The sequence below is a fragment of the Collinsella tanakaei genome (genome assembly GCF_021531055.1).
Classification (GTDB): domain Bacteria; phylum Actinomycetota; class Coriobacteriia; order Coriobacteriales; family Coriobacteriaceae; genus Collinsella; species Collinsella tanakaei_B.
In genome coordinates this window covers 127,078-153,014 of sequence record NZ_JADYTL010000006.1, presented here as the reverse complement: position 1 = coordinate 153,014, position 25,937 = coordinate 127,078, and the positions used below count along the sequence as shown (strand labels likewise).

The following is a 25,937-nucleotide window of genomic DNA, read 5'->3' as shown; positions in this document are numbered from 1 at the left end:
AGGGGGATGGTCCGGATGGATCGCTCGATCGAGGAGGAGCGGATCGCCGCGTGTCTCGCGGAGCGCACCGGTACGCGCTCCGAGGATTGGTATCTCACGTTCCGTGCCCGTCATGCGATGCTGCTCGCGTTTCGCGCGATTCGGGCCCAGATGGGGGAGGGCTCGGTCGTCACGCAGCTGCTCACCTGCTGCACCGCGGTCGACCCCATCATCGCGGCGGGGCTCGAGCCGCGCTATGCCGAGGTGTCGCGCTGCGCAGCGTCCATCTGTCCCGAGAAGCTTTCGCTCGCTACCGCCGACCGGGCGGTCGTCCTGCAGCATACCTACGGTCTGATCGATGACGTCGACAGTCGCAACCTGGTTCGCATCGCCCATGATGCCGGCATCCCGGTGGTCGAGGATTGCGCCCATGGTGTGGGACGCATGGCCCGCGGTGCGGACGGAGCGCCGTGCGCCGACATCTCGATCCATTCCTTCGGTGTCGCCAAGATGCTCGATACGCAGTTCGGCGGCGCGGTATGGGTGAATCCCGATTCCCCGTTTTCTCAGGTCGTCGCCGATCTTCGCGCGCGTCTCGTCGACCTGCCCGTCGCCGGCGCCCATCTGACGTCGCTGACGAGGACCTTCATCTTCTGGAACCGCGTGTTCAACCACCTGCCCCTGCCCGTATCCCGCTGGCTGCGGCGCACGCTGTCCGCCGTCGGGCTGTTCGAGCCCGCCGTGTCCGACGACGAGCGTCGCGGTGCGGTGTCGCACGAGCCCCTGCGGCCGAGCGCCGAGGTGTGCCGTCGCGTGATCGATGCGCTCGCGGCGCTGGACGACGAGGAGCGCGCCCACCGCGAGGCGGTCGAGGCGTATCGCGAGGCGTTTGCGGATATGCCGGGCGTCGAGACGTTCTCCTCGGCGATGGAGGGGCCGGTGCAACCGCTGCTGAAGTTCCCCATCCTCGTCGCCGACACCGCGCTCGCGGACCGCGTGATATCCGAGGTGTGCGCCGCGGGCTACTATACCGAGGCCTGGTATCGGCCCTATTTGGGTCCGGGCGTGCTCGACGAGGGCGTCTACCGCGTGTCGCGGGACAAGGCGGTGGTTTCGACCTGCATGCGGATCGTCGACACGCTCGCGACCCTGCCGTGCAACGTGGGTGCCGAGGGCGCCCGTGCGGTCGCCGAAGTCGTCCGCGGGCTCGTGTCCGCCAACGGATAGCGTGTCTGCGCTCGTGGTCTCTTCATAGAATGCGGTCGTCCCGCCGCCGTCCTCTCGGCAGCATCAACTATGATGAACTGTTGGAACGTATACGCGATCGAGAAGACGGAGCACCACGCGATGCAGGTTCAAGAGCTCTCGCGCACCGAGTACGAGCAGTGTGCGGCTGATTTCGCCGCGACGGTACCCATCGAGCAGCTGCCCTTGTGGCAGGATCTGGAGGCGACCGTTCCCGGCCGCTCGCCTTGGGGGTATGCCGCCATCAAGGACGGCGAGCGCCTCGTGGCGCTCATCTCGCTCGTCCAGTACGAGACCCATGGCTATCGCTACCTGCGCGCGCACCATGCGCCGGTGTGGGAGGAGGAGCCGACCGCCGAGCAGGAGGCCGAGGCGCTGACGGCGCTCGTCGACTACGTGCGCGGTCGCGACAAGAAGCAGGTGTTCATGCGTCTGGCGGTCGCCCATGAGCTTCCGATCACGACGCCGTGCCTGTCCACCTTGCCCTACGACACCACGGTGGTCATCGACCTGACCGGCGGCGACGAGGCCATCCTGTCGCGCATGAAGCCCCGCGGCCGCCGCGACGTCCGCAAGGCGCTGCGCGAGTGCACGCTGACCTTTTCCGACGAGACCGAGCGCGCCATCGAGTCGTTCGACGAGTACTACGAGGTCATGGTCGAGACCGCGGCGCGCGACGGCTTCACCCCGGCGCCTGCCGAGGATTACCGCAACATGCTCAAGATCTTGGGTCACGACCACTGCCGTCTGTTCGCGGGGCGCGATGGGGACCAGGTGATCACCTGGACGATCGCGACCATCTCGGGCACGCACGCGACGCGCTACTACGGTGCCTCGCGCACCGGTGCCGCCCGCAACCTCGCCACCGACCGGCTCATCTACTTCGAGTGCTGCGAGCTCGGCCGCATCGGCTGCACCGAGTACGACCAGATGGGCATCGGCAGCGAGTTCCAGCCCGCGACCATGGGTCTCAACACGTTCAAGACCAAGTTCGCGAAGGACGGTGTGCGCATGGTCGCCCCCGATCGCGACGTGCCGATCAAGAAGACCTTCTATCGCGCGCTGGTCGCCGCCAAGGCCGCCCGTGCGCGTCTCCGTTCCGCCAAGCACGCAGAGTAGGGGGCCATCATGCCGGATACCCGTCACACCGTCACCGAGTCCGAGCTCGCCGACCGCCTGGTTCCCGTCGCGCTGGGCGGTGAGATCATGTCCTATTCGTTCGCCCGCTGCTTCTTCGAGGCGTACGGCGTCAAGACGCTCGTCGTGTCCGCCGTCGACGTGCGCGTGACCTCGGCGAGCCGCCTGGTCGACTACCGCGTGGTTCCCGAGATGGCGCAGGGCGACGACGCCGTCATGGACTACCTGCGCCGGTTGGGCGCGGAGCTTTCCGCGGCAGGCAAGATCGCGCTTATCTTCGGCAGCGCCGACTGGCACGCGCGCATCCTGTCGGTCAACAAGGAAGAGCTCTCGCAGTGGTTCGTCGTACCGTATAACGATTTCGAGTTGCTCGACGAGATCACGCAGAAGGAGCGCTTCTACGAGATCTGCGAGGAGCTGGGTATCGACTACCCCAGGACGTGGACCTTCGATTGCTCCGATCGCGACCTGGTGATCGACGCCGATTCGTTCACCTATCCGCTGATCGCCAAGCCCTCCAACTCGGCGCGCTACGACCTCATGGATTTTCCCGGCAAAGAGAAGGTCTACGAGGTCCACGATGCGGCCGATCTCGTGCGGATCTTCGACCTTCTACGCGATGCCGGCTACGATCGCGAGCTCGTGGTCCAGGACTTCATCCCCGGCGACGACGCCGCGATCCGTTCGCTCACGACGTTTTCCGACGCGAACGGCGACGTGCGCGTGGTGTCGGGCGGTCAGGTCGTGCTGCAGGACCATTCCCCGGCGCGCATCGGCAACCCCATGTGCATCCTGCCGGAGCGCGTCGAGCCGATCATCGAGGCCGCCAAGCGCTTTTGCCGGCATGTCGGCTATCGCGGCTTCGGCAATTTCGACATCAAGTTCGACGAGCGCGACGGCAAGTACAAGTTCTTCGAGATCAACACCAGGCCGGGGCGCAACACGTTCTACGTCGCCCAGGGCGGTGCGAACATCGCCAAGCTGCTGGTCGATGAGTATGTTCTCGGCAAGGAGATCCCCTATCGGGAGGCGTACGGCGATGTGCTGTACACCTGCGTTCCCGCGCGGGTGATCAAGCGGTGCGTGCCCGACCCCGATCTGCGCCGCCGCGTGCTGGCGATGTATCGCGCCGGCAAGGCGGGATATCCGTATGACTGGAAGGGCGATACGCTCATGCACAAGGTCTGGGCGACTATCACGTATCTCCATCAGATCCAGAAGTTCGACCGCTATGTGGGCGACGTCCGCCGCGAGAAGGCGCACTAGATGGCATCTCCTCTCGACCGAGGCGGCCTGCCCGGGCATCGCGTGAGCGTGTCCCCGCTCGATACGGCCGCCGCGGCGCGCCATGTGGCGACCACCGAGGACGGCCAGCGGCTCTCGCTGGCCGAGCAGGTGGCGCAGGTGCCCACCGATCCGGGCTGCTACCTGTGGAAGGACGCCTCGGGTGAGGTCATCTACGTGGGCAAGGCCAAGAACCTGCGCGCCCGCATGAAACAGTACGTGCAGCTCACCGACGACCGTGAGAAGATCCCGCTCATGATGCAGCTCGTGGCGAGCTTCGACTACATCGTCGTTGACAACGAGCATGAGGCGTTGGTGCTGGAGCGCAACCTCATCGGCCAGTACCATCCGTACTTCAACGTCGACTACAAGGACGACAAGAGCTATCCCTACATCGCCGTGACGCACGGCGACGTGTTTCCGGCGATCAAGTACACGCGCGAGAAGCACAAGCCCAAGACGCGCTACTACGGCCCCTACACCGACGCCCGCGCGGCGCGCGAGACGATCGACACGATCCGCAAGGTCACGCCGATCTGCTCGGCGACCTGCGCGGAGTGGAAGCGCGTGCGGCGCCTGCTCGACAAGCGTCCCGACGATGCGGGCATCATCGGGCTCATCTGCGCCCAAAAGGGCCGGCCGTGCTTCGACTACCACGTGGGGCGCGGACCGGGTGTGTGCGCGGGCATGATCTCGCCCGAGGAGTACGCCGTCAACGTCCGTCGCGTCGAGCGCTTTTTGTCCGGGCATCGCAGCGAGCTCACGCGCGAGCTGAAGGAGGACATGTCCGAGGCCGCCGCCGAGCTCGATTTCGAGCGCGCCGGCCGCATCAAGCGCCGGCTCGACGTGGTCGACGGCCTCGACGATCGCCAGCAGGTCGTGTTCCCCACGAGCGTGGATATCGACCTGATCGGCTTCTACCGCGAGGAGACCATCGCGGGCGCCTGCGTGTTCGCGGTGCGCGAGGGGCGCACGGTCCGCACGTGCGAGTTCATCGTGGACAAGGGGCTCGACGTGGCCGAGGACGAGCTCGTCGCGGGATTCGTCAAGCGCTACTACGACGAGACGGCCGACATCCCCGCGGAGGTGGACGTGGCGGTCGACCTCGAGGACGCCGACGTGATCGGGCAGTGGCTTTCCGCCAAGCGCGGTCGCAAGTGCACGGTGCACCGACCTCAGCGCGGGGAGAAGCGCCATCTGCTCGAGACCTGCGAGCGCAACGCGCGCCACGCCCTCATGCGGTACATGATGCGGACCGGATACGCCGACGACCGCACGAATCAGGCGCTCCTGCAGCTCGAGAGCGCCCTTGCGCTCGACGGTCCCCCGATGCGCATCGAGTGCTTCGACATCTCGACGCTGCACGGGCGCTTCACCGTGGCGTCGATGGTGGTGTTCACCGACGGACGTCCTGATAAAAGCCAGTACCGGCGGTTCAAGATCCGCACCGAGCTCGACGAGGCCAACGACTTCGCCTCGATGTCCGAGGTCCTGGGTCGTCGCTACGCGCCCGAGCGCATGGCCGACGAGCGCTTTGGCAGCCGGCCCGACCTGCTCGTGGTCGACGGCGGCAAGCCCCAGCTCACGGCCGCGATGCGCCAGCTCGAGCAACTGGGGCTCGACATCCCGGTGTGCGGCCTCGCCAAGGCCGACGAGGAGGTGTTCGTGCCGTGGGACGACACGCCGGTCGTCCTGCCGAGCGGATCGGCCTCGCTCTACCTGATGAAGCAGGTGCGCGACGAGTCGCACCGGTTCGCCATCACGTTCCATCGCGAGTTGCGCGACCGCGCCATGACGGTGTCCGTGCTCGATGAGGTCGAGGGCGTGGGTCCGACGCGCAAGCGCGCCATCATGCGGCACTTCGGATCGATGAAGCGGCTGCGCGCCGCGACCGTCGACGAGATCGCCGCCGTGAAGGGGATTCCCGCCGCGGTCGCCCAGGCGGTGTACGACACCCTGCGCGCGTAAGGGACGGGTCCGTCGCGCCTGTGTCCCCGGCCGTCTGCGCGGGTGGGTATACTGGTTGGCAGATAATCGAACGAGGAGGTCGCGCATGTCCGATATGAACCCGATCACCACGGCGGAGCTCGCAGACCGCGTTCCCGATGTCGTGATCATCACCGGTATGTCCGGATCCGGCCGCACGCAGGCGATGCACGTGTTCGAGGACATGGGGTACTTCTGCATCGACAACCTGCCTCCGCGCCTCATCATGCAGCTCGCCGAGCTGGTGGGCATCAACGCGGGCATCGGCCGTCACCTCGCCGTGACGAGCGACCTGCGCAGCCAAGGTCTGTTCGACGAGTTGCTCGATGTCATCCAGCAGCTCAAGGAGCATGAGATGAGCTGCAAGATCCTCTTTTTGGAGGCGTCCGACGAGGTCCTGATCCGTCGGTACAGCGAGAACCGCCGTCGCCACCCGCTCGCGATGGCCGGCGAGTCGACCGCCGACGCCATCCAACGCGAGCGCGTCCAGCTCATGAGCATCCGCGACCGCGCCGACATGATCATCGACACGAGCCGCCTGCCCACGAGCTCGCTTCGCACCAAGCTGCGCCACGCGTTCTCCGAGCTGACCGATCAGGAGCTCATGGACGTGCACGTGTTCTCGTTCGGCTTCAAGCACGGCATGCCCGTCGAGGCCGATCTCATGATCGACGTGCGCTTCCTGCCCAATCCGTTCTACGACCCCGAGATGCGTTCCATGACGGGGCTCGACGGGAAGGTTTCGAGCTTCGTGCTCGAGCATCCCAAGACCCAGGAGTTCTGGCGCGCGTGGTGCCAGCTGCTCGACGCCGTCATGCCGGGGTATGTGGCGGAGGGAAAGCCGCAGCTCTCCATCGCCATCGGATGCACCGGCGGTCAGCATCGCAGCGTCGCCATCGCCGAGGCGACCGCGCGCTACCTCGAGCGCCAGCAGTACCACGTGAGCATCTCGCATCGCGACCTGGCGCGCGCCAACAAGACGGCGACGGGCGAGGCCCACTGACCGGATGGCGCCATATCCCAAAAGGGGACAGGAGCGTTTTGGGACATCGGGCGATCGGGAAGGGAGGATGATCGATGTCGTTTACCGCGGAGGTCCGCGATGAGCTGTCGCGCTGCGCCCCGTCGTGCGAGTACTGCAACCTCGCCATGCTCGCCGCGCTGACGCGCGTGTGCGGGACGCTCGGTATCGCGGGCGCGGGACGCTATCGCCTTCAGGTCGCCACGGAGACCGGCGCGGTGGCGCGCACGATGATCGGCCTCACGCATCAGATCTTAAAGCTCGAGACCGAGTTCACGGTGCGCAAGAGCGTGCTGCACCGCGTGCGCAACTACCTCATCTCCCTGCCCGATCAGCCCGATCTCGAGAAGGCTCTGGTGCTGCTCGGGATCCTCGACCGCTCGGGCGGTCTGGTCTCGGGAATCCCGCATCATATCGTCGCGCGCGATTGCTGCCAGCGCGCCTACATCCGGGGCGCGCTGATCGCCGGAGGGTTCGTGGCCGATCCGCGCGGGGATTTCCATCTCGAGATCTCGGTCCAAGGCGAGCCGTTCGCCCGTGCCCTGGCGGACCTGATCGGCAAGGTCGGCGTGCGTGCCCGCGTGAACAGGCGCCGGTCGTCGTATGCGGTCTACATCAAGAGCGCCGAGCAGATCGTCCGTCTGCTGCTCGAGGTGGGGGCTCAGCGCTGCGTCGCCGAAATCGAGGAGGCCCGCAGCGTCAAATCGGTGAAAAACGAGGTGAACCGGCGCGTGAACGCCGAGCTCGCCAACCAGGGGAGGAGCGCGGGTGCCGCCCAGCGGCAGATCGACCTCATCGACGAGGTCGATCGGTTGGGCCTTCGCGCCGGGCTCCCCGAGGCGCTCTCGACGTTTTGCGAGCTGCGCCGCGCGCATCCGGACCTGTCGTTGCGCGATTTGGGGAGTATGACCGACCCCCCGCTTTCGAAGTCCGCCCTGTACCATCGCGTGCTGCGTTTGGAAAAGCTCGTGGAAGAGGCGCGTAAACGGAACGATGAAACGCTTCAATAGCCCATATGCTGGGGTTTTGAAGCGAATCAAAGCTCTGAAAATTCTCAAAACAGCCCTATTGTCGTGTCACAGGCATCGAAAAACAGGTATATTCTAAGAGGTTTGTTTGTAGGCCCCGGCGGCAGGCAAGGGAACCTGCGGGGGTCTCACGAAAGGAGACAAGCATGGCAGTAAAGGTTGCGATTAACGGCTTTGGCCGCATCGGTCGTCTCGCGTTCCGTCAGATGTTCGGCCACGAGGGCTCCGAGATCGTCGCTATCAACGACCTCACGTCCCCCGACATGCTCGCGTATCTGCTGAAGTACGACTCCACGCAGGGCAACTACTCCCGCGATCACGAGATCGTCGCCGGCGAGGACTCCATCACCGTCGATGGTAAGGAGATCACCATCTACAAGGAGGCCGACGCCAACAACCTCCCGTGGGGCGAGCTCGGTGTCGACGTCGTGCTCGAGTGCACCGGTTTCTACACCTCCAAGGCCAAGGCCCAGGCTCACATCAACGCCGGCGCCAAGAAGGTCGTCATTTCCGCTCCGGCCGGTAACGACCTGCCCACCATTGTCTACAACGTCAACCATGAGCAGCTGACCGCCGAGGACGACATCATCTCCGCCGCCTCCTGCACCACCAACTGCCTCGCCCCGATGGCTAAGGGCCTGAACGACTTCGCCCCCATCGTGTCCGGCATCATGACCACCATCCACGCCTGGACCGGCGACCAGATGCCGCTCGACGGCCCGCAGCGCAAGGGCAACAAGCGCCGCAGCCGCGCCTGCGCCGTCAACATCGTCCCCAACAGCACCGGTGCCGCCAAGGCCATCGGCCTGGTCCTGCCCGAGCTCAACGGCAAGCTCATCGGTGCCGCCCAGCGCGTCCCGACCCCGACCGGCTCGCTGACCAACCTCTACGCCGTCGTCGACAAGCAGGTCACCGCTGACGAGGTCAACGCCGCCATGAAGGCCTACGCCGAGACCATCCCCGAGACCTTCGCCTACAACACCGACGACATCGTCTCCACCGACATCATCGGCGAGACCCACGGCTCCATCTTCGACGCCACCCAGACCATGTGCTCCGATCTGGGCAACGGCCAGACCCTGGTGCAGGTCGTCTCCTGGTACGACAACGAGAACTCCTACACCTCCCAGATGGTCCGCACCATCAAGTACTTCGAGAAGTTCATCGGCTAGGTTCCCGCCCGAACTTTGAGCGTCTTGAGTTGAGGGGGCGCGGCCTTGACGGCGTTTGCCCAAGGCCGCGCCCTTCTTACATACGCGCCCGCCCATGCGTGCGGGCGCGGAAGAGAAAGGTAGATGTACATGGCTTTCACCAAGAAGACCGTCCGCGACATCGACGTCGACGGTAAGCGCGTGCTCATGCGCGTCGATTTCAACGTGCCCCTGAAGGACGGCGTCGTGACCGACGACACCCGCGTGCGCGCCGCCATCCCCACCATCCAGTACCTCAAGGACCACAACGCCAAGATCATCCTCATGAGCCACCTCGGTCGCCCCAAGGGCGACGGCCCGGAGCCGGCGCTGTCGCTCAAGCCCGCCGCCGATAAGCTCGCCGAGCTCACCGGCTTCGACGTCAAGTTCGTCGACGACACCTACGGCGAGAAGGCCGCCGAGGCCGTCGCCGCCCTCGAGCCGGGCGACATCCTCGTGCTCGAGAACGTCCGCTTCGACAAGCGCGAGAAGAAGAACGACCCCGAGATCGGCAAGATCCTCGCCTCCTACGGCGACATCTTCGTGCTCGACGCCTTCGGCACCGCGCACCGCGCACAGGGTTCCGTGGTGGGCCCTGCCGCGTACCTGCCCGCCGTCGCCGGCTTCCTGCTCGAGAAGGAGGTCGACACCCTGACCGGCATCTTCGCCGAGCCCGAGCGTCCCTTCGTCGCCATCGTCGGCGGCTCCAAGGTGTCCTCCAAGATCGGCGTCCTCGATCACCTGATCGACTCCGCCGACACCCTGATCATCGGTGGCGGCATGGCCTACACCTTCTTCCTCGCCAAGGGCTACACCGTCGGCACCTCCCTCAAGGAGGAGGACTGGGTCGAGCGCGCCGGCGAGATGCTCAAGAAGGCCGAGGACAAGGGCGTCAAGATCCTACTGCCCGTCGACAACATCGTCGCCGACCACTTCGGTGAGGATGCCGTCGGCGAGGTCGTCGATTCCGACAAGATTCCCGACGACCGCATGGGCATGGACATCGGCCCCAAGACCGAGGCCCTGTACGCCGAGGCCATCGCCGGCGCCAAGACCGTGTTCTGGAACGGCCCCATGGGCGTGTTCGAGATGGATCAGTTCGCGCACGGCACCGAGGCCGTCGCCCGCGCCGTGGCCGACTCCGACTGCACCTCGATCATCGGCGGCGGCGATTCCGTGGCCGCGATCAACAAGTTCGACCTTGCCGACAAGATGAGCTGGATCTCCACCGGCGGTGGCGCTTCCATGGAGCTCGTCGAGGGCAAGGCCCTTCCTGGAGTGGAGGCTCTGAACGATGCCGAGTAGCCGCACCCGCCTCATCGCAGGCAACTGGAAGATGAACAACGACGTGCCCGCCGCCAAGGAGCTGGCCGAGGCGCTCGTCGAGAAGGTTCCCGCCGGCAACGGCGTCGAGGTCGTCATCTGCCCGCCGACGATCGATCTGGCCTGCACCTCGCACAAGATCGCCGACAGCGCCATCAAGCTCGGCGCGCAGAACGTCTACTGGGAGGAGAAGGGCGCCTACACCGGCGAGACCTCCTGCTCCATGCTGAAGTCCGTGAACGCCGAGTACTGCATCATCGGCCACTCCGAGCGTCGCGATTACTTCAAGGAGACCGACGCCGACGAGAACAAGAAGGCCAAAGCGCTCATCGCCGCCGGGATCACCCCGATCTTCTGCTGCGGCGAGTCGCTCGAGACCCGCGAGGCCGGCGAGCACGTCGCGTTCGTGACCGCGCAGATCCGCGCCGGTCTGGAGGGCGTTGCCGTCGAGTCCGCCGACCAGCTGGTCATCGCCTATGAGCCCATCTGGGCCATCGGCACGGGCAAGACCGCCACGGCGGCCGACGCCCAGGAGGTCTGCGGCGCCATCCGCGCGACGCTCGTCGAGATCTTCGGCGAGGAGCTCGCCAGTGGCATCCGCGTGCTGTACGGCGGTTCGGCCAAGCCCGAGAACATCGCCGGCTTCCTGGCCGAGGAGGACGTCGACGGCGCGCTCGTCGGCGGCGCCTCGCTCAAGGCCGACGATTTCGCCGCCATGGTGGAGAAGGCGGGGGAGTAGCGCATGGCCAAGCATCTTCCCGCACTGCTCGTCATCATGGACGGCTGCGGTCTGGCGCCCGAGGGCGCCGATAACGCCGTCGCCGCCGCCAACACGCCGTTTCTCGATAGCCTCTACGAGCAGTACCCCCACACCACCCTCGGCGCGTCCGGCGAGGACGTCGGCCTGCCCGACGGTCAGATGGGCAACTCCGAGGTGGGACACCTGAACATCGGTGCCGGCCGCATCGTGTTCCAGGAGCTGTCGCGCATCAACAACTCCATCAAGGACGGCTCGATCCAGGAGAACGAGACGCTCGCCCGTGCCATGGACGACGTCGCCAAGAACGGTGGCACCCTGCACCTGCTGGGCCTCGTGTCCCCGGGCGGCGTGCACTCCATGCAGCGCCACGGCGAGAACCTCTCCGCCATCGCCGCCATCCACGGCGTCGAGCGCATCCGCTTCCACTGCTTCATGGACGGTCGCGATGTGGATCCGCACTCCGGTGCCGGCTACATCGAGACCCTGAAGCAGAACCTCGAGGCGCTCTCCACCTATGCGGGCGTCGATGCCCGCATCGCCACGGTCTCCGGCCGCTACTGGGCCATGGACCGCGACAACCGCTGGGAGCGCGTCGAGCGCGCCTATGACGTCATCACGCTGCCGAGCGAGTCCGATACCGACCCGGTCGAGGGCGTGCGCGCCTACTACGAGCGCGACGAGCGCGGCGACGAGTTCGTCGAGCCGTTCGCCTGCCACAACGAGGGCGTGCATGACGGCGACGCCATGGTCTTCTTCAACTTCCGTCCCGACCGCGCCCGCGAGATGACGCGCGCGTTCACCGAGGACGACTTCGACGGCTTCGAGCGCAAGGTCGCGCCCAAGCTGTCGCACTTCGTGACCATGACGGAGTATGACGACACGTTCAAGAACGTCGAGGTGGCCTTCCCCAAGACGTTCCCCGAGAACGTGCTCGCCGACGTTATCGCCCAGGCCGGCCTGAAGCAGCTGCATACCGCCGAGACCGAGAAGTACGCCCACGTGACGTTCTTCCTGAACGGCGGCGTCGAGGAGCCCAAGGAGGGGGAGGAGCGCGTGCTCGTGCCCTCGCCCAAGGTGGCCACCTACGACCTGCAGCCCGAGATGAGCGAGCCCGAGGTCACCGAGAAGCTCGTGGCGGCCATCAACGAGGACCGTGCTGACTTCTACATCGTCAACTATGCCAACTGCGACATGGTCGGTCACACCGGCGTGTTCGACGCGGCGGTCAAGGCCGTCGAGGCCGTTGACGACGGCCTGTCCCGTGTGATCCCCGCGATTCTCGCCAAGGGCGGCTTCGCCCTGATCACCGCCGACCACGGCAACGCGGACCACATGTTCGACGTGGACGCCGCGGGCGAGAAGCACCCGTTCACGGCGCACACCACCAACCGCGTGCCGTTCATCGTGGTCGATCCGGCCGCCAAGCTCACCGGCATCGAGGACGGACGCCTGTCCGACATCGCCCCGACGATGCTCACGCTCGCCGGCCTCGAGCCGAGTGCCGAGATGACCGGCCGTATCCTCGCCACCGAGGAATAGGGTTGATTGGGGACGTGTTCGTTCCAACCCATCGCCTTGCAAGGGGTCGTCAGCATCCGCTGGCGACCCCTTTTCTGCGACAAGATGGTGCCAGGTCGGTTGGTTGGGGACGTGTTCCGTCCAACCCATTGGGGTGCGTTCCGTTGAGCCCGTTCGAAACCGTCGGATCCTTACCGGAATCCAACACATAGAAACGCCATACTACCTGCGGAAATATAGGGTATGAACACCCTGTTCGTAAAGTTTGGGATGGGTTGGTTGGGGACGTGTTCCTCCCAACCCATCCTCGCATTCAGCGCTGTGGGGAGAGGGGTGCGTCTATGCCAAGAGCGTCTCGTCAGTATTCGGAATCCGGGTTTTACCATGTTGTGCTGCGGGGAAACGGCAAGCAGCTCATTTTTGAAGACGATTCAGACCGTCTGGTGTTCTTGAAACGGCTCAAGGAAAAATCGGCGATCGACGGCGTGAGGATCATTGTGTGGTGCCTCATGAGCAACCATGTCCACTTGCTGGTTGACGACCCGAAGGGTTCGCTGAGCCACTTCATGCATGCGATTTCGACGGCGTACGCGCGCTACTTTAACGAAAAGTCAGGACATGTCGGCTCAGTGTTTCAGGGTAGATTTTCAAGCGTCCCCATAACAAGTGACGGCCAGCTACTTCAGGCGGTTCGCTATATTCATGACAATCCCGCCAAGGCAGGTGTGGGTTCCGCTGATGCGTATCGGTGGAGCAGCTATGGAGAGTACCTTGGTCGCGCGGGGGTTGCAGATACGGAGACGGTACTCGGTATGGTCGGGGGAGTTGAAGGTTTCCTGCGCTTTTCCGAAGACGGACGATTCGGTTCATACCGTTATCGGATGACGAAACGCGTGCCCGATGAAGACGCACTCGAGGTGGCACGCTATACGCTGGGAGATATTGATCCAGCGAAGCTGAAGGGAATGGGGAAGGCGCAACGGAACAAGGCGCTGCGGTCGCTTCGTGCGGCCGGCATAACAGTGAAGCAGCTGGAGCGACTCACGGGCATTGGTCACAATACGATCTCCCGTGCAACAAAAGATTAGCGTGCTATGGGTTGGTTGGGGACGTGGGTTGGTTGGGGACGTGTTCCCCTCAACCCAAAAAGGGTTGGGCGGAACACGTCCCCAACCAACCCGTTATGGCGATTGGGTGCGGGGGCGGGCGGTGTGGTACCATACGGACTGTTCGTACAAACGTAGAAGGAGTGTCCCTGTGGGTCCGTTCCAGATTTTGATTTTCGTCGTGTGGGCGCTGTCCACGCTTGCGCTCATCGCGCTCGTCCTCATGCATTCCGGAAAGGGTACCGGCGTGTCCGACATGATCGCCAGCTCGCTGTACAACTCCAGCGCCGCCACCGGTATCATGGAGCAGAACCTCGACAAGCTCACCGTGATCGTGGCCATCGTGTTCGCCGTGTGCGTCGTGCTCGCCATGTTCTTCTTCCCGCAGGGCATCGTAGGTATCTAAGCGGGTATTGCTGGAAAACCAAGCATGTTGACGGGGGTCGCCACGGCGGCCCCTGTTTTGTGAAGCGACAAGTTTGAACCTGGCACCATCTTGTCGCATGTCGGGGAATGTTACCGTTGTGTGAACAATCGATACGCTTTCTGTTCGAAATGGGGGAGTGTGTCCTCCGTGCAGCCTGTTCGGCGCCCTGCGAGATGCGGGGCATTATCCAGCGAATATGCAGTCAAACGCATTATTTCGCATGGATGCACTGCTGTAAGATAAAGAATAATGCGACTTTTAATCAAATTTGAGTGCTTTACCAAGGTCAAGTTGGGGTAAGGTATTGCCTACGTTGTCCCATGGGCCTGTCAGCCTGGACCCATGAGGCCCCAACGTCACATGGGCGGAGCCTCGCTCCGCACGTTTCCTGTATTGAAGGAGGATGGCATGGCTGAATTCATGAACAAGCCGATGGGCCGCCGCGCGTTCGTCGGCGGCGCTCTGGCGACGGGCGTGCTCGGCGTGCTCGCTGGCTGCGGCCAGAAGGGCAATCCCGGCACCGCTGGTAGCGCTAGCGGAGAGGGCGCCTCGGGCGGCACCCTGCGTTACTACATCAACAACCCCGTCTCCATCGATCCGTACAACCTGATGGAGGACCAGGGCACGCAGGTCGGCTTCCAGCTGTTCGATTCCCTGACCCAGTACGACTTCGAGAAGGGCGAGCTCAAGGCCCTCGCGTGTGACTCCTGGGAGGTCAACGACGACGCCACCGAGTTCACCTTCCACCTCAAGGAGGGCACGACGTTCCACAACGGCGACACTGTGGTCGCCGCCGACTGGAAGCGTGGCTGGGAGCGCATCCTGAACCCCGAGACCAACCCCGAGAGCCCCTCGGGCATCGGCTATCACCTGGCCATGGTCGACGGCTACGACGCCTTCACCGCCGGTGAGGCCGACGAGCTGACCGGTGTCACCTGCCCGGACGACAACACCCTCGTCGTCAAGCTCGCCTACAGCTACGCCGACTTCCCCTACGTCGCCTCCCATCCGGCGCTCGTGCCGGTTCCCGAGGTGGCACTCGAGGACTTCCAGACCTTCTTCCTGTCGCCGATCGGCAACGGCCCGTTCAAGATGGACGGCAACTGGGAGGACGGCCAGTACATCAACATCGTCCGTTTCGACGACTATTACGGCGACAAGGCCATCCTCGACGGCGTCAACTTCATCATTCAGAAGGACCAGGAGACCGCCTACCGCGAGTTCCAGGCCGGCAACCTCGACGTCTGCGACGTTCCCGCCACCCAGATCCCCGAGGCTCGCGAGGCCTATGGCGAGTCTGAGGACGGCTACACCGCCACGCCCGGTCACCAGCTGCTGCTCGGTGGCGAGCCCTCCACCTACTATCTGACCATCAACTGCTCGCAGGCTCCGTGGGACAACGTGAAGTTCCGCCAGGCCGTCTCCATGGCCATCAACCGCGAGGCCATCTGCGAGGAGGTCTTCCACGGTACCCGCACCCCGGCCGACAACATCGTCCCGCCCGGAATCGCCGGTTACGAGGAGGGCGTGTGGCCGTACTGCAAGTTCGACCAGGATGCCGCCAAGGCGCTCCTCGAGGAGATCTACCCCGACGGCGATTACCCCTCCATCACGCTGACCTACAACCAGGACGGCGGCCACAAGGAGATCATGGATGTCGTCATGGCCTCCCTCAAGGAGGTCGGCATCGAGGCCGAGGCCGACACCAACGAGTGGGCCACGATCCTCAACCGCTACAGCTCCGGTGACTACGAGATCGGCCGCTGCGGCTGGGTCGCCGACTACCCGATCATGGACAACTTCATGTACCCGCTGTTCTTCTCGACCTCGGGCGACAACTACTCCCAGATCGGTGACGACGCCATCGACGAGGCGCTGCTCGACGCCCGCGCCACGATCGACGACGACGAGCGTATCGCCAAGTACCAGGAGCTCGACGCCGAGCTCGGCGAGCAGTGCTGGATGATCCCGCTGATGTTCTACACCCACACCACGGTGACGGGCGAGAACGTGGCCAAGTTCTACCTTGACCCGCAGAAGAAGGCGGATATGTCCAAGACCGAGCTCGTTTCGGCCTAGTGTTTTCGCGTACAACGTACGCCTGATAGCAAGCGCCGACCCGGAAGGGTCGGCGCGCTTGTTGAATTACGGTAAGAGGGGAACTACATGGGAACTTACATCGCGAAGCGCGTGCTTCAGTTCATCCCGGTCTTCCTCGGTGTCACGATCATCCTCTTTGTGCTGCAAAACGTCGTCCCCGGCGACCCCATCAGGTTGATCACCGGCGGCCGCGCCGTTCCGGAGCAGACCGAGGAGATCATGCGCATCAACAACCACCTCATTCAGGTGGATGAGAACGGCAAGGCCCTGCGCGACGAGAACGGGGAGTACATCCCGACCTCGCTCGTCGATCGCTACTTCAACTACATGAACAAGCTGTTCCACGGCGACCTCGGTACGTCGTATCAGAAGAAGGTCTCCGTCACGAGCATCTTCGCGCAGAAGTATCCCTATACGGTTCGTCTTGCCGCATGCGCCATCGCGCTCGAGGCGATCATGGGCATCGGCGCGGGCGTGCTATCGGCGATCAAGCGCTATTCGTTCTGGGACATCCTCGTCACGCTGTTCACCTCCATCATGGTGGCGATTCCGGCGTTCTGGCTCGGTATGCTCCTGCAATGGTTCTTCGGCATCCTCATGAAGCAATGGACGGGCGGCGCCTTCTCCATGCCCATCTCGGGCGCGGGCGGACCGAGCTCGCCGTACTACGACTGGATGCACTACATCCTGCCCGCCTTCACGCTGGCGGCGGTCTCCACGGCCTACACGGCGCGCATCATGCGCTCGCAGCTGCTGGACGTCATGAACCAGGACTACATCCGTACGGCCAAGGCCAAGGGTCTGTCCAAGCGCGACATCATCGTGCACCACGCGCTCAAGAACGCGCTGATCCCGGTCGTCACCTACATCGGCATCGACTTCGGCGGCATGCTCGCCGGCGCGATCCTGACCGAGACGGTCTTCAACTGGCCGGGTGTCGGCTACGAGATCTACCGCGCCATCACGGCGCGCGACTGGCCCATCGTCATGGGCGGCGTGACCATCATCGTCGTGGTGGTCATGGTCATCAACCTGATCGTCGACGTGAGCTACGCCTTCCTGGATCCGCGTATCCGTCTGGGCAGCTCCAAGAACGAGGGATAGGAGGCAAGCTATGAAGTACCCGAAGCCTATCCCCGAGGCGGGGACGGTGACCATGCATACGGTCGCGAAGGCGACGACGGGCGACGGCGCGAGCCGCACCCTGTGGGGCGACGCCTGGAAGCGCCTGCGTCGCAACAAGCTCGCCGTCATCGCGGTCATCTGGATCGTGTTCGTGGCCATCGTCGCGCTCACCTGTGACCTGTGGGCCCAGCAGCTGCTCGGTGACCCGCTGTACGCGAGCACCGCGGAGATGTCCAAGAACACGCTGCTCGCGCCCTCGCTCGAGCATCCGTTCGGCACCGACGTCACCGGTCGTGACATCCTGTGCCGCGTCATCTACGGTTCGCGCATCTCGCTGTCCGTCGGCATCATCGCCACGGCGATCTCCACGGTCATCGGCCTGGTGATGGGTGCGCTCGCGGCCTACTACGGCGGCATCTTCGACACCATCATCATGCGCCTGGCCGATATCTTCCTGGCGTTCCCGTACACGCTGTTCGTCATCGCCATGATCGCCGTCATCGGAAACGGCATCCAAAACGTGTTCATCGCCATCGGCATCCTCGGCTGGCCGAGTATCGCGCGCGTGTTCCGTTCCGCGATCCTGTCGGTCAAGGAGAACGACTACGTCGACGCCGCGCGCTCCATGGGCGCCTCCGACGTCCGCATCGTCGCGCGCCACATCTTCCCCAACTCCGTGGCCTCCATCGTGGTCTACGCGACCATGAACATCGGCTCCGCCATCCTCACCGAGGCCGCCCTGTCGTACCTCGGCATGGGCGTGACGCCGCCGCAGCCTTCGTGGGGCGCCATGATCCAGGAGGGCCAGACCTTCCTGACGACGGCTCCGTGGATGATGATCATGCCCGGTCTCGCCATCCTCACCACCGTGCTCGCCTTCACCCTGTTGGGCGACGGCCTGCGCGATGCCCTCGATGTCAAGATGAAGGACGCGTAAGCCATGGCCAAGAAGAAGAATACGAATTACGTCGACCTCAAGACGAAGCCCGTGCCCGAGGGCCGTCACCTGCTCGAGGTCGATAACCTCAAGATGTACTTCCACACCGAGGACGGCATCGTCCACGCGGTCGACGGCGTGTCCTACACGCTCGATCGCGGCGAGACCCTCGGCGTGGTGGGCGAATCCGGTTCCGGCAAGTCCGTGACCGCCATGACGCTCATGGGCCTCATCGACATGCCTCCGGGCAGGATCGAGGGCGGACACGTCTACTACCGTGGCGAGTCCCTGCTCGACATGACCGAGGAGCAGATGCAGCACGTGCGCGGCAACGACATCGCCATGATCTTCCAGGATCCTATGACCTCCCTGAACCCGGTCTACAAGATCGGCCGCCAGGTGGGCGAGGGCCTGCGCCTGCATCGCGGCTACACCAAGGAGCAGGCGCTCGAGCGCGCCACCGAGCTTTTGCGTCTGGTGGGCATCCCCAACCCCGAGAAGCGCGTCAACGAGTACCCGCATCAGTTCTCGGGCGGTATGCGTCAGCGCGTCATGATCGCCATGGCCCTCGCCTGCGATCCCGACATCCTCATCGCCGACGAGCCCACGACGGCCCTCGACGTGACCATCCAGGCGCAGATCATCGAGCTCATGCAGGAGATGCAGGCAAAGAACGGCAACGCGATCATCATGATCACGCATGACCTGGGCGTCGTGGCCGACATGGCCGACAAGATCATGGTCATGTACGCCGGCCGTCCCGTCGAGTTCGGCACCGCCGACGAGATCTTCTACGACAGCCGTCACCCCTACACGTGGGGCCTCATCCGCTCCATCCCCGAGCAGGCGACCGACGAGAAGAAGCCGCTCACGCCGATCAACGGCAACCCGCCGTCGCTCGTGAACCTGCCTTCCGGTTGCCCGTTCGCGCCGCGCTGCCCGTATGCCGTCGACATCTGCCACGAGAAGCTGCCCGAGCATGTCGTGACCGAGACCGGTCACTACTCCGCGTGCCACTTCGCCGACGATCCGGACTTCCTGAAGCTCGCGCCGGACACCTCGCGTTCGCGCGGCAAGATCGCCACGGGCACGCCCGATACGCTCGATGAGAGCCAGATGGGAGGTGAGGCATAAATGGCCTCGAACACCGATACCATGCCTCTGCTCAAGGTCGAGCACCTCACCAAGGAGTTTCCCGCCGAGGCCGGCATGCTCGCCAGCCGCTTTTCCAAGCGCGTCGTCTCCGCGGTGAACGACGTCTCGTTCGAGATCCATGCCGGCGAGACCTTCGGTCTCGTGGGCGAGTCCGGTTGCGGTAAGTCGACGACCGGCCGCTGCATCATGCGCCTGACTAAGCCCACGTCGGGCAAGGTGTACTTCCAGGGCCACGACATCGCCTCCATGAGCCACAAAGAGCTCAAGTCGATGCGTCGCGAGATGCAGTTCATCTTCCAGGATCCGTACGCGTCGCTCAATCCGCGCATGACGATCGGCGAGATCGTCTCCGAGCCCATGACGATCCACAACGTGGGGACCAAGGAGGAGCGCATGCGCACGGTGCGCGAGCTCCTCGACGTCGTCGGCCTGAACCCCGAGCACATCAATCGCTACCCGCATGAGTTCTCCGGCGGTCAGCGCCAGCGCATCGGCATCGCCCGCGCCTTCGCGCTCAAGCCCAAGCTGATCATCTGCGACGAGCCGGTCTCGGCGCTCGACGTCTCCATCCAGGCGCAGGTGCTGAACCTGCTCAAGGAGCTGCAGAACAAGTACGGCACTGCCTACCTCTTCATCGCGCACGACCTGTCCGTCGTGCAGCACATCTCCGACCGCGTGGCCGTGATGTACCTCGGCAAGATGGTCGAGCTTTCCGACTGGAAGACCCTCTACACCGAGCCGAACCATCCCTACACGCAGTCGTTGCTGTCCGCCGTGCCTGTGCCCGATCCGGACGTGCAGAAGACCCGCGAGCGCATCATCCTTGCCGGCGACCCGCCCTCGCCGATCGATCCGCCGACCGGCTGCCGCTTCCACACGCGCTGCCCGATCGCGAAGGATATCTGCTCCTCCGAGCAGCCTGAGTTCAAGCAGGTCGCGTCGGGCCATTACTGCGCCTGCCACTTCGCGCGCACGTTCCCGATCAGGGAGAGCCACATCGACCTGTAACGCGCATGCATCGCAGGAGCGCTGTCGTGTGTATCTGAAAGACCCGGATCCGTCGTCGGCGGATTCGGGTCTTTGCATGTCGGAGCTGTCCGAGGGGGCCGGTGCGCTTGAAAGAAGGCGTCGGGGTGCGGCACAATAGCGGCACGAAGTCGGGCTTTCGGGCCTTTCGTCTGAAGGGACGTACCATGTCAGATCGTTTCAGCATGCCGATGGATCGCCGTACGCTGTTGCGCGCCTCGCTGATGCTCGCCGCCGCACCGTTGGCGGGATGCGTCCAGGGCGAAGGGGATACCGGGTCTACCGACGTGGGGTCGATGGAAGCCGAGGCCGATCGCGTCTTGACGTTCGGCATCGTGACGCCGACGTGTATCGATCCCTATGGCATCTGCGAGCCCGGTGGCCTGCAGGTCGCCTCGCAGCTGTTCGATCCGCTCATGCGATTCGACTACGAGCTCGGCGTCCTGTCGTGCTGCGCCGCGGAACGCGTCGAGGCTGCCGACGATTCGCGGACGTTCACCTTCACGCTTCGCGATGCGTGCTTCCATGACGGTGCGCCCGTACGCGCCGTGGACTTCAAGCGCGCATGGGAGCGCGTCGTGCGCCCCGACGAGGATACCGAATCGCTCATGGGTCCCTCGCGTGCGGCGTTTCTGCTGTCGCTCGTCGAGGGATATGCCGACTTCCGCGACGGCTCCGCCTCGGAGCTTGCCGGCGTGGCATGCCCGGATGATCGCACCCTTGTGGTGTCGCTTGCGGCGCCGTACGCAGACTTCCCCGCGGTGGTCGCCGATTGCCGTCTGGCCCCGATTCCCGCCGCGATTTCGGATAACCCGGCGGGATTTGCGCGCATGCCGATCGGCAACGGTCCGTTCATGCTCGCCGAGGCGTTCGGCGAGCAGGCGGCATCGATCGAACTCGTGCCGTTTACCGAGCATGCCGATGCGCCCCTCGGCGTCGATCGCGTCTCCTTCGCGCTCCACGATCGCATCATCGATGCCTACCGGGCGTTCGAGGCGGGGGACATCATGGTCGCGCCCTGTCCCGTCGAGAACGTGGATGCGAACGCCGCCGATTGGAAGACGACCGACGACGAGCGTCTCGAGTTGACTGCGCGCCGCCACACCGTGCTGGCAAGTGAGCCGCTCGTTTCGTACCTGGTGTGCAACACGTCCGCGAAGCCGCTGGACAAACCGGGCCTGCGCTACGCCATCTCGATGGCGATCGATCGCGAGGCGCTGGTCCGCAGCGTGTTCCGCGACGTCCGGATGCCCGCCGGCGGCATCGTGCCGCCCATGGTGCCGGGGTACCGCGACGACAGCTGGCCTTATGCGGACTACGATCCGCAGGCCGCCTCGGAGCTGCTCGACACGCTCTATCCGCGCGATGCCGACGGCGAGCGCGATATCCAGCTGACGCTGACCTATTGCGCCGATGGCGGGCAGCATAACGCCGTGGAGGCGATCGTCACCGATCTCGCCGCCGTGGGGATCACCTGCACGCCCGAGGCGGTGGGGTTCGACGATCTGCATCAGCGTCTTGCCGAGGGCGATTTCCAGCTCGGGCGCGTCGACCGCACCATCGATTTCATGAGTATGGACAACGTGCTGTACCCCTTGTTCCATTCGTCGAACATCGGCGTCTCCAACTACGCGCGCTACGCCGACGATCAGGTGGACGAGCTGCTGGAAGAGGCGCGCTCGCAGGACCGCGACTCCGAGCGCATCGAGATCCTGCAGCGCGTCGAGGATATCGTGGCGGGGGATTGCCCGGTGATCCCGTACCTGTTCGGTGCGCGCGCCCATGTGGGGGCGCGCACCGTGGAGCGACTGCCGTTCGACGCGACCGGGGTCGCCCGTATCGCCAAAGCCGAGCTCGCCGAGTGATGTAAAATAACCCCAGGGGTTTTATTACATCGATCGGCTACGCCCCGATATGTCGCGAATCTTTTTTCAAAAAAGTCCTTGCATCGATCGGCGGGTTTGGGTTAATATCTTTCTCGCTGCAAAGCAAGTCGGAGTGGCGGAATTGGCAGACGCGCTAGCTTGAGGTGCTAGTGACCACATTTCGGTCATGCGGGTTCAAGTCCCGCCTCCGACACCATCGAATTCTCAGAGCCTCCTTGCGAGGCTTTCTTTTTACCCATCGGACATGTCATCATAGACGTCAGCTGAGATCCGGCGGCGTTTGCATGCCTCGCGTCCGTCGCCGTGTTTGGAGGTATCCGATGGAGTCACGGGATAAAGGCGAATTCACCGAGGTCGCACGCTTGGTCGAGCTGACCAGCGACGCCGTGGCGCTCTGCGACCAAGACGGCACCATCCTGCATGTCAACGAGCAGATGCTCGCGCTCGCCTCCGAGGATCGGAAGCGCTTGGTCGGTCAGGACATCAAGGACCTGATGTACAGTGGCGATTTCGAACGCGCGCCGTCGCATGGGTTCCCCTTCACGCTCGACGGCGAGGCGGCGACGTGCATGCTCAAGCTGCCCGAGGGGTCGTTCATCCCCGTTTCCGCGCGCGCATCCGAGGTCTCGTCGCGCGTGTTCGGGCTCTTCTCCCATGGCGGCAAGCGCGTGCTCGTGGTCGTGCGGAGCCTCGAGGAGCAGTACGCCCACGACCGGCAGACGCAGCGCCTGTTCGCGGAGCTCCAGGCGGTCAACAGAAGGCTTTCGGGCACGCTGTCGGTCATCATGACGGCGGCGGGATCCAAGGACCTTCCGTCGCTACTCGACGCCGTTCTCAACAAGCTGGTCGAGACGCTCGATGCCGACGGCTCGTCCATGTACTTCTCGGAAAACGGCGGCTTCAAGCTGCGCGGCATCAGCTACGGCTTGGCGACCGATTACGTTCCCGAGTTCATCCCGTACGGCGCTGGTATCCCGACCTACGTTCTTCATGAGCAGCGGGCATGCAGCCTGGCTATCGTTCCCTCATCCTATGGACGTGGTGTCGAGTCGAGCGTCTTCTACGATGTCGAGACGCATGCGAGCACGCGCCTGCGCGTCGAGAACATGCCGCCGTACCGCACGCTGATCGCGGTTCCGGTGTTTTTCGGCACGCAGGTCCTCGGTATCCTCGAGCTGGGGTGGAAGCGCCCCCGCCTGCCGCGCTCCCTCGATGCGCGCGTGCTGGAGGTCATCTGCGACTACCTGTCCATCGAACTCGTCGGCCTGGTGAGCAGCTTGCGGTCGCAGCGCACCGAGGAGCTCACGCGTTCGCTCAACCGGGCGCGTGAGTTCGTGTTCGCGCAGAATCTCGACCGTGCCACGGTGTGGCGCGAGATGACCGAGGAGGTGCACCGCGCGCTGCAGTGTCGCATCTGCTCGATCGTGCCCGACCGCCAACGGCATTGCTACGTCCTCGATTTCGAGGGCGGCAGTCGGGTGTGCCTGCCCGGCACCGTCGAGGAGATGTTCTTCTCGACGACCGCTCCCGCCGCGCGCGTCGATCCGACGGATCGGATTCCGCTCGTGCACGCACAGGGCGCCTGGTCCTGCTCGCCCGAGGACCTCAAGACGGTCCGTTTGGTCCGCGTCGATGCGGCGACGTGGGCGGGGGAGTGGCTCGCCTCGCGCGGCCTGCCGAGCCAGGGCGTGTTCATGGATCTGCGGCGGACCTTCGCTGCGGTCGAGACGGACGGCGATGATTCCGCGGAAGACGATGGTCCTTGGTCCGACATCCCGCACATGGTGCTGCTGCTGCGCGATAGCACGCAGGAGCCCATCGACAATCTCGAATACGACTACCTCGTTCGCCTTGCACACGATTTCGAGATCATGTGTCAGGGCATGCAGCGGACGAACTCCGAGCGCCGGATCGCCCAGACGCTTCAGGTCGGCATGCGCAACGACTTGGGGAGCGTTCCCGGCATCACCACCGACGCGCTGTACTCCTCGGCGACCCGGCAGGCGATGGTGGGCGGGGATTTTTACACCCTCATCCGTCTGCCCGACGATCGCGCCGTCATGGTCTTGGGCGACGTGTCGGGCAAGGGCGTCGAGGCGGCATCGATGTCGGCGCTGGTCAAGACGGCGCTGACGGCGTACGCATGGGAGGGCGCGAGCCCGCAGCACATGGTGAGGTCGCTGAACAGCATGTTGATGAGCTTCTCTCGCGTCGAGACCTTCGCGACCATGTTCGTCGCGAAGATCGATCTGCGCTCGCATGTGGCGACGTACTGCTCGGCCGGACATCCGCCGACGGTCCTGATCCACCCCGGATCACCGGATGCGGATGGGGAGCCGACGCCGGGCGAGATGGAGCTGCTGTCCGTGCAGTCGGGCGTGGTCGGCGCGTTCGAGTCGATGGTATACGAGAGCGGCGTGTTCTCGTTCGGCCCGGGTGACATCCTGTTCATGTACACCGATGGCGCGATCGAGGCGCGCGATGCCCGCGGCGAGTTCTTCGGCGAGCGGCGCCTGTTCGACCTGCTGCTGCATGAATCGGCGACGGGCGTGCGGGGGCTGTGCGCGAGCGTGCTCGGCCAGCTCGACGAGTTCACCGGTTCCGCGCTCGATGACGACATCGCCATGGTGGCGTTGCGCTTCGATGTCTAGGGCGGAGGCGGTGGTCATGGCGAAGCGACGGCATGCTTCGACGGACGTGCGCGGAGGCGTGCTGCCGCTTGCCGCTGCGCATGATTAGCCGGTCGCGAACGGGGAACCATGACCGTATGAACGAGTGGAACGACATAGCCGTGATCGCACCCGCGCGCGATATCGATATCGCGACGGTGGGTTCGCTGCGCGATCAGATCGATGCGCTGCTCGCCTCGGGCGTTCGGCGCATTTTGGTCAACTGCCAGGATGTGACCTACATCGATTCGTCGGGATTCGCCTGTTTGCTGTCACGTGCCCGCCGGATCGCCCAGCTCGGCGGAATGCTGTCGCTCGTCAACACCTCACCCGACGTGACCCGTACCATCCAGATCGCCCGTTTGGTCGATGTGTTGCACGTGACGGCGGCGGTGCGCCCTCCCGTGCCCGTCCTGAAGCCCGATACCATGCCGCTATGGAGCAAGAGCGTGTCAGTGCGTGAGGGTGTGGAGAATCTGGGTTATTACCGCCATCGCGTGTCGGATTTGATGGCGACGCTGCCGCTCAGCCAAAGCGATCGGTTCGATATGGCGTTGGCGGTGGGGGAGGCGCTGTCCAATGCATATGATCACGCCGACAATGCGGCGGGCTGTACGATGATGGTCATCGCGTATCCCGACCGGGTTGTCATAGAGGTTCGCGACCATGGTGCCGGATACGAGATCGCCGCTGACGAGCAGCCGGTGGCGAGCGAGGAGCGTGGGCGCGGCATCAGGCTCATGCGCATGCTCGTCGATAGCGTGGAAGTTCGCCGTCGTCGCGATACGACTGGGACGCTCGTACGCCTGATCAAGCTGATGGGCGCGCCGCAGGCGGCTTGATGCCGATTTTGGACCGGTCGACTCGTTTTCATCGCGAGTTATGCGACGTATGGGCGTTTGCGTGGCCGGTCGGCCATCCTGACCTATCTGGATTGGTCGGTATTCATATCTGGACGGCTCCAAGGTGCTTTTATTCACGGTATAGGGCAAGTTTTCCGGTCGGCAACGCTCAACTTGAGCTTCGGTTACAAAA

At 64.4% G+C, this 25,937-nt stretch carries 20 protein-coding genes and 1 tRNA gene; all 21 read left to right on the top strand.

Annotated elements, in window-relative coordinates; all coding sequences use genetic code 11:
- The first annotated feature begins 15 nt into the window (after positions 1-15).
- The 21 genes from I6E04_RS07330 to I6E04_RS07230 all read left to right on the top strand — a co-directional run bounded on the left by I6E04_RS07330 (position 16) and on the right by I6E04_RS07230 (position 25,744).
- Positions 16-1,206 carry a DegT/DnrJ/EryC1/StrS family aminotransferase gene (locus I6E04_RS07330; RefSeq protein ID WP_235422535.1) on the top strand — a complete coding sequence of 397 codons (1,191 nt, stop codon included), beginning with the start codon at positions 16-18 and terminating at the stop codon, positions 1,204-1,206.
- A 120-nt stretch (positions 1,207-1,326) separates the two neighbouring features.
- Positions 1,327-2,343 (top strand): lipid II:glycine glycyltransferase FemX, encoded by a 1,017-nt coding sequence (locus I6E04_RS07325; RefSeq protein WP_235422534.1) that lies wholly within the window; start codon positions 1,327-1,329, stop codon positions 2,341-2,343.
- Positions 2,344-2,352: 9 nt separating this feature from the next.
- Positions 2,353-3,627: a carboxylate--amine ligase gene (locus I6E04_RS07320; RefSeq protein ID WP_235422533.1), complete on the top strand. Its 1,275-nt coding sequence runs from the start codon at positions 2,353-2,355 to the stop codon at positions 3,625-3,627.
- On the top strand, positions 3,628-5,613 hold the full coding sequence (gene uvrC / locus I6E04_RS07315; protein ID WP_235422532.1) for an excinuclease ABC subunit UvrC: 1,986 nt from the start codon (positions 3,628-3,630) through the stop codon (positions 5,611-5,613). It begins immediately after the preceding gene.
- Positions 5,614-5,698: 85 nt separating this feature from the next.
- Positions 5,699-6,634, top strand: coding sequence for an RNase adapter RapZ (gene rapZ / locus I6E04_RS07310; RefSeq protein ID WP_235422531.1), 936 nt, complete (start codon positions 5,699-5,701; stop codon positions 6,632-6,634).
- 74 nt (positions 6,635-6,708) lie between these two features.
- On the top strand, positions 6,709-7,662 hold the full coding sequence (whiA, locus tag I6E04_RS07305) for a DNA-binding protein WhiA (protein ID WP_235422530.1): 954 nt from the start codon (positions 6,709-6,711) through the stop codon (positions 7,660-7,662).
- A 164-nt stretch (positions 7,663-7,826) separates the two neighbouring features.
- Complete coding sequence (gap, locus tag I6E04_RS07300; RefSeq protein ID WP_235422529.1) at positions 7,827-8,852, top strand: type I glyceraldehyde-3-phosphate dehydrogenase; 1,026 nt, start codon at positions 7,827-7,829, stop codon at positions 8,850-8,852.
- A 129-nt stretch (positions 8,853-8,981) separates the two neighbouring features.
- Complete coding sequence (locus I6E04_RS07295) at positions 8,982-10,175, top strand: phosphoglycerate kinase (protein ID WP_235422528.1); 1,194 nt, start codon at positions 8,982-8,984, stop codon at positions 10,173-10,175.
- Positions 10,165-10,932, top strand: a complete 768-nt coding sequence (tpiA, locus tag I6E04_RS07290) for a triose-phosphate isomerase (protein ID WP_235422527.1) — start codon at positions 10,165-10,167, stop codon at positions 10,930-10,932. The genes I6E04_RS07295 and tpiA overlap by 11 nt, the downstream gene beginning before the upstream one ends.
- A gap of 3 nt (positions 10,933-10,935) precedes the next feature.
- Entirely contained in the window at positions 10,936-12,492 is a 1,557-nt protein-coding gene (gene gpmI, locus I6E04_RS07285; protein ID WP_235422526.1) for a 2,3-bisphosphoglycerate-independent phosphoglycerate mutase, read from the top strand.
- 320 nt (positions 12,493-12,812) lie between these two features.
- Positions 12,813-13,559, top strand: coding sequence for a transposase (locus tag I6E04_RS07280; protein WP_235422525.1), 747 nt, complete (start codon positions 12,813-12,815; stop codon positions 13,557-13,559).
- 169 nt (positions 13,560-13,728) lie between these two features.
- Positions 13,729-13,983, top strand: coding sequence for a preprotein translocase subunit SecG (secG, locus tag I6E04_RS07275; RefSeq protein WP_235422524.1), 255 nt, complete (start codon positions 13,729-13,731; stop codon positions 13,981-13,983).
- A 429-nt stretch (positions 13,984-14,412) separates the two neighbouring features.
- Positions 14,413-16,083 (top strand): peptide ABC transporter substrate-binding protein, encoded by a 1,671-nt coding sequence (locus I6E04_RS07270; RefSeq protein ID WP_235422523.1) that lies wholly within the window; start codon positions 14,413-14,415, stop codon positions 16,081-16,083.
- Positions 16,084-16,170: 87 nt separating this feature from the next.
- Positions 16,171-17,208: an ABC transporter permease gene (locus I6E04_RS07265; protein ID WP_235422522.1), complete on the top strand. Its 1,038-nt coding sequence runs from the start codon at positions 16,171-16,173 to the stop codon at positions 17,206-17,208.
- A gap of 52 nt (positions 17,209-17,260) precedes the next feature.
- Positions 17,261-18,166, top strand: a complete 906-nt coding sequence (locus tag I6E04_RS07260; protein WP_235422554.1) for an ABC transporter permease — start codon at positions 17,261-17,263, stop codon at positions 18,164-18,166.
- 3 nt (positions 18,167-18,169) lie between these two features.
- Complete coding sequence (locus tag I6E04_RS07255; RefSeq protein WP_235422521.1) at positions 18,170-19,300, top strand: ABC transporter ATP-binding protein; 1,131 nt, start codon at positions 18,170-18,172, stop codon at positions 19,298-19,300.
- Complete coding sequence (locus I6E04_RS07250; protein WP_235422520.1) at positions 19,301-20,329, top strand: ABC transporter ATP-binding protein; 1,029 nt, start codon at positions 19,301-19,303, stop codon at positions 20,327-20,329.
- Between the two features lie 185 nt (positions 20,330-20,514).
- Positions 20,515-22,212 carry an ABC transporter substrate-binding protein gene (locus tag I6E04_RS07245; protein WP_235422519.1) on the top strand — a complete coding sequence of 566 codons (1,698 nt, stop codon included), beginning with the start codon at positions 20,515-20,517 and terminating at the stop codon, positions 22,210-22,212.
- A 127-nt stretch (positions 22,213-22,339) separates the two neighbouring features.
- Positions 22,340-22,429, top strand: a tRNA-Leu gene (locus tag I6E04_RS07240).
- A gap of 124 nt (positions 22,430-22,553) precedes the next feature.
- The gene (locus I6E04_RS07235; RefSeq protein WP_235422518.1) at positions 22,554-24,884 is read left to right on the top strand and encodes a SpoIIE family protein phosphatase; all 2,331 of its coding nucleotides are present in this window, start codon (positions 22,554-22,556) and stop codon (positions 24,882-24,884) included.
- Between the two features lie 116 nt (positions 24,885-25,000).
- Positions 25,001-25,744 (top strand): anti-sigma factor antagonist, encoded by a 744-nt coding sequence (locus tag I6E04_RS07230; protein ID WP_235422517.1) that lies wholly within the window; start codon positions 25,001-25,003, stop codon positions 25,742-25,744.
- Positions 25,745-25,937 lie beyond the last annotated feature (193 nt).

Bases quoted from the DNA above. Each gene is read 5' to 3' on its own strand.
- I6E04_RS07330 (WP_235422535.1), top strand. From the start codon at position 16: ATGGATCGCTCGATCGAGGAGGAGCGGATCGCCGCGTGTCTCGCGGAG.
- I6E04_RS07325 (WP_235422534.1), top strand. From the start codon at position 1,327: ATGCAGGTTCAAGAGCTCTCGCGCACCGAGTACGAGCAGTGTGCGGCT.
- I6E04_RS07320 (WP_235422533.1), top strand. From the start codon at position 2,353: ATGCCGGATACCCGTCACACCGTCACCGAGTCCGAGCTCGCCGACCGC.
- uvrC (WP_235422532.1), top strand. From the start codon at position 3,628: ATGGCATCTCCTCTCGACCGAGGCGGCCTGCCCGGGCATCGCGTGAGC.
- rapZ (WP_235422531.1), top strand. From the start codon at position 5,699: ATGTCCGATATGAACCCGATCACCACGGCGGAGCTCGCAGACCGCGTT.
- whiA (WP_235422530.1), top strand. From the start codon at position 6,709: ATGTCGTTTACCGCGGAGGTCCGCGATGAGCTGTCGCGCTGCGCCCCG.
- gap (WP_235422529.1), top strand. From the start codon at position 7,827: ATGGCAGTAAAGGTTGCGATTAACGGCTTTGGCCGCATCGGTCGTCTC.
- I6E04_RS07295 (WP_235422528.1), top strand. From the start codon at position 8,982: ATGGCTTTCACCAAGAAGACCGTCCGCGACATCGACGTCGACGGTAAG.
- tpiA (WP_235422527.1), top strand. From the start codon at position 10,165: ATGCCGAGTAGCCGCACCCGCCTCATCGCAGGCAACTGGAAGATGAAC.
- gpmI (WP_235422526.1), top strand. From the start codon at position 10,936: ATGGCCAAGCATCTTCCCGCACTGCTCGTCATCATGGACGGCTGCGGT.
- I6E04_RS07280 (WP_235422525.1), top strand. From the start codon at position 12,813: ATGCCAAGAGCGTCTCGTCAGTATTCGGAATCCGGGTTTTACCATGTT.
- I6E04_RS07270 (WP_235422523.1), top strand. From the start codon at position 14,413: ATGGCTGAATTCATGAACAAGCCGATGGGCCGCCGCGCGTTCGTCGGC.
- I6E04_RS07265 (WP_235422522.1), top strand. From the start codon at position 16,171: ATGGGAACTTACATCGCGAAGCGCGTGCTTCAGTTCATCCCGGTCTTC.
- I6E04_RS07260 (WP_235422554.1), top strand. From the start codon at position 17,261: ATGCATACGGTCGCGAAGGCGACGACGGGCGACGGCGCGAGCCGCACC.
- I6E04_RS07255 (WP_235422521.1), top strand. From the start codon at position 18,170: ATGGCCAAGAAGAAGAATACGAATTACGTCGACCTCAAGACGAAGCCC.
- I6E04_RS07250 (WP_235422520.1), top strand. From the start codon at position 19,301: ATGGCCTCGAACACCGATACCATGCCTCTGCTCAAGGTCGAGCACCTC.
- I6E04_RS07245 (WP_235422519.1), top strand. From the start codon at position 20,515: ATGTCAGATCGTTTCAGCATGCCGATGGATCGCCGTACGCTGTTGCGC.
- I6E04_RS07235 (WP_235422518.1), top strand. From the start codon at position 22,554: ATGGAGTCACGGGATAAAGGCGAATTCACCGAGGTCGCACGCTTGGTC.
- I6E04_RS07230 (WP_235422517.1), top strand. From the start codon at position 25,001: ATGAACGAGTGGAACGACATAGCCGTGATCGCACCCGCGCGCGATATC.